Origin of the sequence: Vreelandella lionensis, assembly GCF_002087295.1 — a bacterium.
In the GTDB taxonomy this organism is placed as follows: domain Bacteria; phylum Pseudomonadota; class Gammaproteobacteria; order Pseudomonadales; family Halomonadaceae; genus Vreelandella; species Vreelandella lionensis.
The window spans coordinates 1-4,305 of record NZ_MWVI01000090.1; the positions used below are offsets into that span (position 1 = coordinate 1).

Annotated in this window: 2 protein-coding genes and 2 pseudogenes; all 4 read left to right on the forward strand. The window is 51.4% G+C overall.

The window, feature by feature from the left end; genetic code table 11:
* Nucleotides 1–489: pseudogene (locus tag B4967_RS13780) on the forward strand (RNA-guided endonuclease InsQ/TnpB family protein); the annotation flags it as partial.
* Nucleotides 490–763: 274 nt separating this feature from the next.
* Nucleotides 764–2,346, forward strand: a pseudogene (gene pgm / locus B4967_RS13785) (phosphoglucomutase (alpha-D-glucose-1,6-bisphosphate-dependent)).
* Between the two features lie 131 nt (nucleotides 2,347–2,477).
* Entirely contained in the window at nucleotides 2,478–3,332 is an 855-nt protein-coding gene (locus B4967_RS13790) for a UTP--glucose-1-phosphate uridylyltransferase (RefSeq protein WP_058576383.1), read from the forward strand.
* 87 nt (nucleotides 3,333–3,419) lie between these two features.
* Nucleotides 3,420–4,178: a 3'(2'),5'-bisphosphate nucleotidase CysQ gene (gene cysQ / locus B4967_RS13795; RefSeq protein WP_139794514.1), complete on the forward strand. Its 759-nt coding sequence runs from the start codon at nucleotides 3,420–3,422 to the stop codon at nucleotides 4,176–4,178.
* The last annotated feature ends 127 nt before the right edge of the window (nucleotides 4,179–4,305 follow it).

Consider the following 4,305-nt stretch of genomic DNA (forward strand, 5'->3'; position numbering starts at 1 on the left):
GAGCCGTAAGCAAAAAGGTTCGAATAACCGCGCCAAAGCGCGGTTAAAGGTCGCCAAATGCCACGCCAAGATTGCCGATACTCGGCGTGACCACCTGCATCAACTCACCCGCCAGATCGTGAACGACAACCAAGTGATCGCGGCGGAGAGTTTGCAGGTGAAGCACCTGGTTAAAAACCGTCACCTTTCCAAAGCGATCAGTGATGTCGGCTGGGGGGAGTTGGTTCGCCAGCTTGAGTACAAAGCGGCGTGGGCGGGACGGCAGTTCGTCCAGATCGACCGCTGGTACCCCAGCAGCAAACGCTGCCATGGCTGCGGCTTTGTGCGGGTGGCACTGCCGCTCAATGTGCGCGTCTGGGACTGCCCAGGCTGCGTACCCAGGGCATTGACCGTGACCTCAATGCCGCTCGAAACATCCTACAAGCCGGCACCGCGCTACTCGCCGGTGCCGAGAGTTGCAGCAAATACCGAGGGGCCCTCGGGAATTGACGCCTGTTGAGTTTGTGTAAGACCGGCAATGCCAAGGCATTGAAGGCAACGGACAGCGAAGCAGGAACCTGGAAGGCGACAACCAGGGAATCCCCTTCCTTTCCGCCTCAGGCGGCAGCTTCCTAAGAAGCTGAGGGAGGGGAGGAGGTCAAGACGCTTTCTAATGCTCACTGCTGATTCCTGCTATTCCTGCTCGCATTTCGCGTCCCTATGTCAGTAAACTGCCAATAACAGGCAGGGTAGCAAACTAACCGAGTTAGAAGGAGAAGTTGGGATGGATGCCATTGTTCATACTTTTTTTGAACAAACACCGGATGCTAATGTTGCCAAAGAGCGAGTCGCCTTTGGTACTTCTGGCCACCGTGGCCGTGCTACCGAGCGCACGTTTAACGCCGCACACATCATCGCGATTACCCAAGCGGTCGTGGATTTTCGCAATGAGGAGGGGTATAAAGGTCCATTGTTTCTTGGGTTGGATACCCATGCGCTTTCACGCCCTGCTTGGGAGTGCGCGCTGCGAGTGCTGGCAGCCAATAAAGTACCAGTATTGGTTGAGAAAGATCATGGCTACACGGCAACTCCCTTGGTGAGCCACGCGATATTGCAGCATAATGCCCAGCAACATCAGGCAACCAAGGCTGATGGCTTGATTATTACTCCCTCCCATAACCCGCCGGAGGATGGCGGTATTAAATACAATCCCCATCACGGCGGCCCAGCCGATACTGACGTTACCAAGTGGATTGAGCTGCGTGCAAACGCTTACTTACTCCGCCATTTAAGTGATGTTTCGCTGGTACCTTTAGATGAGGCGTTAGCCCACGCTCAGGAGTATGACTTCACTGCTCACTATGTAGCGCAGCTGGGCAAAGTAGTGGATATGGTGGCCATCCAAAACGCCAATTTAACTCTCGGCGCCGACTCTATGGGGGGGGCGGCGCTACCGTGTGGCAGGCGGTGGCTGAGCACTATGGTTTGAATCTTGAAGTAGTGAATACCACCGTAGATGACAGCTTTAGCTTTATGCCACTAGATCACGACGGCAAAATCCGTATGGACTGCTCCAGCACGGATGCTATGGCGAATCTGCTGAAGATCAAAGACCGCTTCGATATCGCCTTTGGCAACGACCCAGACGCCGACCGCCACGGCATTGTCGATGCCAACGGGCTGATGAACCCAAACCACTTTTTAGCGGTCTGCGTAGATTACCTGATCAGCCATCGCCCCCAATGGCGTGATTCGCTGAAAATCGGTAAAACGTTGGTCTCCTCGTCGATGATTGATCGCGTAGTCGCTTCCCATAAGCGTGAGCTGTATGAGGTGCCCGTAGGTTTTAAATGGTTTGTGGATGGCTTGCATGAGGGGTGGCTGGCCTTTGGCGGCGAGGAGAGCGCTGGGGCTAGTCTATTAACCCGCGATGGTAAGGCGTGGTCTACTGATAAAGATGGTATTGCGCTGTGCCTTTTGGCAGCTGAAATCATGGCTGTTACGGGTAAAACACCCAGTGAATATTATCAGACCCTGACCGAGCGCTTCGGTAAACCGTTCTACAAGCGTGTGGATACTGCCTGTACGGCTGAAGAGAAAGCCGCATTTAAAAATCTCACTGCTGAAAGCGTGACCGATACAGTTCTGGCTGGAGACCCTATTTCTGCTGTGTTGGTAAAGGCTCCGGGTAATCATGCGGCGATTGGTGGGTTGAAAGTAACCACCGAGAACGGCTGGTTTGCTGCTCGCCCTAGCGGGACAGAGTCGCTCTATAAAGTGTATGCAGAAAGCTTCAAAGGCTCGCACCATTTAGATGAGTTGATTGAAAGTGCCACAGTGTTGCTTTCAGGCATATTGAAAAATTAGTAAACACAGTTGTTATACGTTAAGGCTTGCTGCCCTGCGGTTCGGCATAGCAATTGCATAAAGTTTAGCGTGAATTCGCCCTGTATTTTTCCTTATTCTGGAACGCAACGCTCAGTAAAAGGACGTTAACGATGACCCAAGTACGCAAAGCAATTATCCCTGTTGCTGGTTTTGGCACCCGTCTACTGCCGATTAGCAAAGCAATTCCGAAAGAGATGGTGCCTGTTGTTGACCGGCCCCTCATTCAGCATGTCGTGGAAGAAGCGCTGGCGGCAGGTATCAATGAGATCATTTTGGTCACGCGAGCGGGGAAGTCGGCTATTGAGGATCACTTTGATGCACATTTTGAGTTAGAGCACTCGCTAGCCAGTAAGGGGAAAAATGCGCTGCTGGAAACCCTTTCTGCTATTTCACCTAAAAAGCTAAAAGTCACCAGCGTCCGACAGCCTAATGCGAAAGGCCTAGGGCATGCGATTTACTGTGCTTCGCATCTGCTCGATAAAGAGGAGCCGTTTGCGGTGATTTTGCCGGATGTATTGGTGAAGCCGCAAGTAGGCAACAGCGCGTGTGATTTAGGCAGTATGGTTGAGCGCTGGGAAAAGACCGAAGCAGCGCAAATTATGGTAGAAGCAGTGCCCCAGGAGGATGTATATCGTTACGGTATTGTGGATTGTGACGAACCTGCTGCTGGTGAAAGCGCCGATATGCGTGGTGTGGTCGAAAAGCCAAAGCCAGAAGACGCCCCGTCACGCCTATCGGTGATTGGGCGCTATGTGTTGCCGTATCGTATTATGGAGCTGTTGCGTGACCAACCCCCCGGCGCGGGTAATGAAATCCAACTGACGGATGCAATTGACCGCCTTATGCAAGAGGGTAAAACCGTCCAGGCATTTAGGATGCATGGTCGTACCTTTGACTGCGGGCATATTGAAGGTTGGTTGCAAGCCAATACGACGCTGGCTAGAGAAGCAGGTTACGACGTTTGAGCGTTATATCATGCTGGCCACTTTGCATAGAGTGGCTATTTAGCTGGCCGTTTTTGCGGCCTCATTGCTTGCTCTGGAGATGGTTGCATGGGGGAGTTATTGGAACAGTTATTGGAACAGGTGTTAACCATTGCTTATGATGCGGGTGATGCCATCATGGCAATTTATGGCAACGAATATAGTGTTGAAATCAAGGAAGATCATAGCCCAGTCACCGAAGCTGATAAGGCTGCACATCATGTTATTGTTGCAGGGCTACAAGCATTAAAAGAGAAGTTGCCTGTACTTTCCGAGGAAGATACTAGCCATTTTGCAGGGGCAGGGGATGATAAGCGGTATTGGCTAGTAGACCCTTTAGATGGAACAAAAGAATTTATTAAGAAAAACAATGAGTTCACCGTCAATATTGCACTCATAGAGAATGATTCCCCCGTACTGGGTGTCGTCACGGCACCTGCTTTGGGCATTGCTTATGTAGCAGCCAAAGGTAAAGGGTCTTACAAAATTGATCGTCATGGGCATCGTGAGCAATTAAACGTTGCTAATGCTCCTCACCCGCCAGGAGTTTGGCGAGTGGTAAGTAGCCGCTCACATAAAAGTCCCGAATTATGCGGCTGGCTGAAACAGCTGGGCGACCATGAACTTAATCCAGTCGGCAGTTCATTGAAATTTTGTTTGATCGCAGAAGGTGCGGCTGATGTGTATCCCCGCTTTGGGCCTACGTGTCGGTGGGATACCGCCGCCGCTCAAGTGATCATTGAAGAGGCGGGAGGCGTCGTTCAGGCCATGAGTGGCGAGCCACTCCACTATGGAAACCCTGCTGAGATATTAATCCGTCCTTTGTAGTCTGGGGAAGTACTCAAAAATGTATATCCACTCCTGACGAATCGTTTTGATACGCCATTAGCTAGGTGTGCTGAATCAATAAAATTGCCTAAGTTGATTTGGTTCTTCGTCACTTCACGTGGATTTG